The 5,858-nt window shown below is 44.3% G+C and carries 6 protein-coding genes, 1 tRNA gene and 2 pseudogenes; 4 read left to right on the top strand and 5 right to left on the bottom strand.

Annotated elements, in window-relative coordinates; all coding sequences use genetic code 11:
- The 4 genes from MHN01_RS14055 to MHN01_RS14040 form a co-directional block, all read left to right on the top strand.
- On the top strand, positions 1-923 hold a 923-nt coding region (locus tag MHN01_RS14055), incomplete at its 5' end, for an ABC transporter substrate-binding protein (protein ID WP_239411917.1).
- Positions 924-1,080: 157 nt separating this feature from the next.
- On the top strand, positions 1,081-1,596 hold the full coding sequence (locus MHN01_RS14050; protein WP_239411916.1) for a histidine phosphatase family protein: 516 nt from the start codon (positions 1,081-1,083) through the stop codon (positions 1,594-1,596).
- Positions 1,597-1,703: 107 nt separating this feature from the next.
- Positions 1,704-1,794 (top strand) — tRNA-Ser (locus MHN01_RS14045).
- A gap of 110 nt (positions 1,795-1,904) precedes the next feature.
- Positions 1,905-2,252: a hypothetical protein gene (locus tag MHN01_RS14040; RefSeq protein ID WP_239411915.1), complete on the top strand. Its 348-nt coding sequence runs from the start codon at positions 1,905-1,907 to the stop codon at positions 2,250-2,252.
- A gap of 61 nt (positions 2,253-2,313) precedes the next feature.
- Here the strand turns inward: MHN01_RS14040 and MHN01_RS14035 are convergent, their stop codons facing one another.
- The 5 genes and pseudogenes from MHN01_RS14035 to dgt all read right to left on the bottom strand — a co-directional run.
- Positions 2,314-2,550 carry a hypothetical protein gene (locus MHN01_RS14035; protein WP_239411914.1) on the bottom strand — a complete coding sequence of 79 codons (237 nt, stop codon included), beginning with the start codon at positions 2,548-2,550 and terminating at the stop codon, positions 2,314-2,316.
- 239 nt (positions 2,551-2,789) lie between these two features.
- Positions 2,790-3,103 (bottom strand): annotated as a pseudogene (locus MHN01_RS24685) (IS5/IS1182 family transposase); the annotation flags it as partial.
- Positions 3,104-3,206: 103 nt separating this feature from the next.
- Positions 3,207-3,673: pseudogene (locus tag MHN01_RS24680) on the bottom strand (IS5 family transposase); the annotation flags it as partial.
- Positions 3,674-3,798: 125 nt separating this feature from the next.
- Positions 3,799-4,629: a hypothetical protein gene (locus tag MHN01_RS14025; protein ID WP_239411913.1), complete on the bottom strand. Its 831-nt coding sequence runs from the start codon at positions 4,627-4,629 to the stop codon at positions 3,799-3,801.
- The coding region (gene dgt / locus MHN01_RS14020) for a dGTP triphosphohydrolase (RefSeq protein ID WP_239411912.1) at positions 4,610-5,858 on the bottom strand (1,249 nt) is incomplete at its 5' end. The genes dgt and MHN01_RS14025, both read right to left, overlap by 20 nt.

Here is a 5,858-nt window from a genome sequence, read left to right as displayed (position 1 = left end):
AAAACTGGGATAGCGTGTTGCCGGAAGTGGTGACCAAAGTGATGAAATACGACGGCGACTATGTGGCCGTTCCGGTGAACGTGCATCGCGTCAACTGGCTGTGGGTAAACCCTGATGTACTGAAAAAATCCGGTGCATCGGTACCGACAACCCTGAATGAGTTTTTCAAAGTGGCTGATAAGGTGAAAGCGGCGGGCTTCATCCCTCTGGCACACGGTGGTCAGCCATGGCAGGACATTACATTGTTTGAAGCGGTAGCTCTTGCCGTACTCGGTGCAGAGGATTACCAAAAAGCCTTTGTTGATTTGGACATGGATGTATTGTCAGGCGAAGGGATGACAGAGGTTTTCACCCAGTTCAGAAAAATGCGTGATTACATTGATCCTAAATACCGGGGAAGGAGCTGGAATTCGGCCACCTCGATGGTGATCAACGGCGAGGCTGCCATGCAGATTATGGGAGACTGGGCCAAAGGTGAATTTGCAGCTGCCGATAAAACGCCGGGCAAAGATTATCTCTGTGTTTCTGCGCCGGGTACCCAGGGTCAGTTCACCTACAACATAGACAGCTTTGCGTTCTTTAAACTCAGCGAGGAAGAAGATCGCAAGGCACAGAAGGACTTGGCACGAACCATACTCGATAAAGATTTTCAGGAAATTTTCAATCTGAACAAAGGCTCGATTCCGGTTCGACTGGATATGGATATGAGCCGTTTCGATAAGTGCGCACTGGATTCGATGGCAACGTTTAAGTCGACATCTACGAATGGCGGGCTGGTGCCGAGTGTCTCGCAAGGCCTCGCAACAACAAGTTACGTTCAGGCTGCCATATTCGATGTGGTAACCAATTTCTTCAATGCCAAGGATCCTAACCCTGAAAAGACGGCCAGCAAACTGGCACGTGCAGTCAAAGCCGCCATGTAAGCTATTCCGGCCTTGGAGACCAAGGCCGACCTTCCTCTCATACCTATTTCTTCGGGTTTGTCTCTTTCCCTTTACCACGTTTTAAAAAGGGATCTATATACTTATACCAAACGGAATGAGTATCGACGTATGCGCTACGCTGGAGGGTACATTGAGAATGAAGCTACTATTTCTAGTTCGCCATGCAAAGTCTTCCTGGGACGATCCGACACTCGATGATCATGAGCGCCCACTGAACGATCGAGGGTTGAAGAGTGCGCCGGAGATGGTACATCGCCTTAATGCCTGGCAAACTGGCCCTCAGCTTATTCTTTCCAGTTCGGCATTAAGAGCCGCTCAGACCGCGTATTTCTTCTCCAAGGGGCTTTCCAGCGAGCCTAAACTGGAAACGCGTTCTGAACTCTATACCGAGTCGGCCTTCGATTTGCTAGATGTTATCAAAGACAGCTCGACACAGGTCGATCGCCTGATGGTGGTATGCCATAACCCGGCGATCAATGATTTGGTTAACATGCTGGGCTTGCACATCGATAATATTCCAACCTGCGGCGTAGCGGTGTTTGCATTTGAGGTTGACTGTTGGCAGGCTGTAGTCAGTGAACAGGCCGAGGCTATCTATTACGATTACCCAAAGCGAAAAAAGAAGGTATTTGTGATGCGGGATGATGAGTAAACCGCCCGTAGGTTGCTACTCTGCTGCAAACTTCGCCACTTGATAGATGAAGGCCTCAATGGTGCTTTACAAGCTTAAATGTCCTCTGTATTATTCGCCGCACTTACGGAGAGATGGCTGAGTGGTTGAAAGCACCGGTCTTGAAAACCGGCATACGTTTGTAGCGTATCTAGGGTTCAAATCCCTATCTCTCCGCCATATACAAAACAAAAAAGCCGTTGATTATCAACGGCTTTTTTGTATCTAGGTACTATGGCTCAATCAAAATAGGATGACTGAGACAATGTACCTTTTACACCCGTATCTGTTTGCTTAAATCACTGCGTGATCGTGGCTTCCCTTTCGATATCAAAATTTCCTTGCTGACTAAATGTCGTAGCCAGGCTGTTGAACGTAACCTTAAGGTTGCGGTTGGGCTAAAACAACTGATTGAGTCTATTACCTCATACACTCAGCCTCAGGATTTCAGGCTGGCGGTCGATGAACTTGTTAACGATGTTCGACTTGGTTTTACCAAGCAGAGTGATGCTGACGCTATACCTGTGCGAAGTATGCCTCCTCGCAGCCCACCATTATCCGTACCCCAGGCTCCATTTGTCGTCTGTTCGCCCATTGACTATTCGACAACTGGATCAACGTGTCAGCCATTTTATTGACTTAACCAGTAAAGGAGTGGTCGCTTAGATCACCAGTGCCGAAGCCCTTGTCTATCGTGATTTATTGCTCAAACAAGGTCGGAGCATCAAGACAAACAAAGAGTACTTGGCGGCTTGCTAATAGTTTTTCAAATTGTACCGACTGATGAACCACACCTCGATAAATCCGTTTAAAGATATCAGAATCGAGCAAAAAACGGTTCAGCGTCCCGATAAGAACGCGATCGTTGGCTGGATAAGGAGTTGAGCTGTTTACTCTCTTCCCCTGCCTATCATGAAAAGGGGGAGCAAATTTCATTGGCTCACCATGCTGATGCTCTATGCAGGCTGAACGAACTTGGAAAGAGACACTTTAATCTGGTTTAAAAGCAGGACATTTTAAATTGGGATAAACACAGTTTTCGCTTACTTGTCGCTACGAAACAAATACTAATTTTCGTCACAGAGTCTGTTTATTATGACCTCTAGATGAGTTACTTGAACGGCTTTGTTGCTTAATTCAGATTGGAGACAAAGCCGCATAAGGGAGCATAATTCTTAAACAATGTACTGAGTTTCTGGCATACCAAGCCCTGTAAGCTTGTTCAGCGCTTTGATCATAGTGTAAGTTTCACCAACCTGAGCATCGTAATTTCTCAGGCTTAATCTCCCACCCAGCAACTGCTTCACTCTATACATCGTGGTCTCGGAGAGCGAACGTTTTCCCAGAAGGCTGCACCTTCCCTTGGAGGGATGAGCGGAACAGCCCGCTTGATCCGTATGGCATCGTAACAGTCTCTCGTGTCGTAAGCTCCATCTCCAGCTATCTCAATGATTTTTCGGCGTGTCTGCATGAGTAAGTTGAGAAGCACTTTGTAGTGATGTGATGGACGCTCCTTTTCATTGAATTAAGCGGTAACAACTTAATTCTGGCGCATTGACGCCGTTGGAGGGGCGTCCATCACATCACTACACTTCTGCACTGGTGATAGTAGATAAACTCAGTTCTGCCGCGACGATTTCGTGGGTGCTGGTGTCTACTGCGATATTCAGTTTTCGCCAGAATCTACGCTTCCCATCAGTACCATGCTTTTTGACCTTCCATTCACCTCGCCATAAACCTTGAGGTCAGTGGCATCAATGGCTAGATGCTGTATTGCACCACTGGTTTTTGCCTTAAGTGAGACCTCAACTTGCTTAGTCCGACGGCTGATAAAGGCGTAGTGCGGACAGATTAGCGGGATGTTAGCCAGTTTAAACACTGAATCTATAAACCCTTGCTGCGCTCTAAGTGGCAGAAAGAAGACTCGTTTCACCACCAGTGCAGAAGTAATGGCTAAGTCGCTGAATCGGTGAGGCCGACCGCACTTGTTCTGCTTGCTTAGCTTCCACTCGCTTATCGCTTTTTCATCAATCCAGAAGGTCAGAGAACCACGGTTAATGAGGGCTTCGTTGTACTACTCCCTGTTGGTTGTTTTATAACGAGATTTAGGCATGAGGCTACGATGATTAGTGAGTGTGGAAGATCGTATCTTCTTGATTTAGTCTATCGATTTAGGCAAAAAGCCTACTTGAACTGAAGTTTCAGTTGTTTCTCTCTTTGTAAATCTAAGTCACCTTCACCGTTGTAAGATTGGATCAATGAAGCTAATTTTTTACATCTATCAGTATTTAGATGCGGGGTTAGGTAAGACTGTGTTTCATAATTTAATATATCTTTAATTGAGTATTTGGTGAAGTACTGTTCAATAAGTTTGACAGCTTTAAAACCTAAGTATGAAGCATTTTTTCCGTAAATAGCTCTACATATACGCACCATTGACCCAAGCTCGTTAGGAGTATGTTCTAAAACTATATCTAAACGGCCTTGTGCTAAGTCCTCTAAATAAGACGGGGGGCAGATGAGCTGTTTTTTATTAATTTGGTATAAGGCGGAATCCCACGATAAAAGCGTGGTTTCTAATAAGCTTTTGTGATCTGTGTAGTGTACAAAATTTTCTTTGAATGCCCATGTGTCTTCAATACACCATATATCGATATCCCAAGACCGTCCTTTTACTCGAAAACCACCAAATTTATTTTGAATGAGAGTAAGGTTAGGTTGAGCAGATGTAGCGCGACGAAGAGCTCTTTCGAGCTCTTCTTTATGCCCATCGAATACAAGGTCAACGTCTGACTTGAAGCTGCCTAAACCAAATAAGGCTATGTCTCTGACTAGTCCACCAAATACATAAATGTCGTGTTCTTTTTGCTGTTCCGATAAGTAAGGTAAAAACTCGCTTACCTCATATCGGTTCCTAGCATTTTGAATCTTATCGCTTTTCTTCGTTTTGGCTGAGCCAACGAAGAAGCGATTAACACGTTTCTTTAACGCTGTTTTATGTGGAGGTATGCTCATCTCGATACAGTAGTTTTAGCTCAGAATGTAGTGCAATCAAGTAACTGTCAGTCATACCCGAAATAGCATCCGTGAGAAGTTGAGCTTCTTTGTAAGCGACTGGCAGTGTGTTTTCTTCGTCTTCAAATACTCGTCGGTAATTTTCTGAAATCTTCTCATAAGCGTACTTACCGAAAGGTGTTTCTGATGAGTGTTTATCGCTCTGGTCGTTAAGCTTACCATGAATACCTAACCAGAGCATGTCCATAAGTTCATGAATGTAGTTGAACCCTTCTAGCTCCAATTTTAGTACTGATTTATTTTGGTAACCCCATTTTTTGTCAAAACTTCTTAGTGCCTCGCATAAATGATGACCAGAGCTTAGGCTCATTAGATCCTTCGGCTGCTTGTCTGCATCCATAATCATGTTTTTGTTGGTAGCAAAAGCGTTAACAGCACCGCTCACAAGAGCTCTCATAGTATAGACACGAAACATCTGCATGCTGATTTCGCTGAGCTCTGAAGGTGAGAGTTTTGCTTTTACATACTGATTGTTCTTTGTTTCAACTTGTTCAACAACATTTAGGATTTCTGGATCAGCCTTGGCATCATCTTCGGAAGAAGCATAAATTTTAAGGTGATTCATAAGGTCATAGAATGAAGCTAGTCCCTTCTTGACAATATCTTCAGCATCTAGGATTGAATACGCAATATCATCACACGCTTCCATAACGTAAGTTAGTGGGTGTCGGACACCTTCTTGGAGGCCGGTTTCCTTCCATACGTCTTTGATAATGTCTTCTTCTGATTTGAAAAAGCCGTGTTTCTTCCACTTAACCTTGTGTGGATTTTCCGATTTGTCCACTGTCGGGTTCTTTTCCTCCCACTCTTTAGCTTGTTGTTTGGTACTTGTAACAAGAGCAGATGATTGTGGATACTTAATTAACCCTGCAAGTGTTGCATATGTTAGGTCAATACCGAACTTATCATTTAGGATCTGTAATCGAGTTAGAAGGCGAATCGTCTGTGAATTCCCATCAAAGTTGAGGAAATCTTGATAGTATATGCTGTCAAGCTCTTTACCAAATACAGTCTCTTGCTTCTTTTTGAACCATGCTTGGATAGCACTTTCACCTTGGTGGCCGAATGGTGGATTACCTAAATCATGAGCTAATCCAAGAGCTGCAAGAAGAGAAGGCACTGACCTTTCTAATGTATTGTGTTGGTCATATTCTTCGAAGATATGCTTA

The organism is Photobacterium sp. OFAV2-7, from assembly GCF_022347985.1.
Taxonomy (GTDB): Bacteria; Pseudomonadota; Gammaproteobacteria; order Enterobacterales; family Vibrionaceae; genus Photobacterium.
This window is presented reverse-complemented; position numbering and strand designations above follow the sequence as displayed.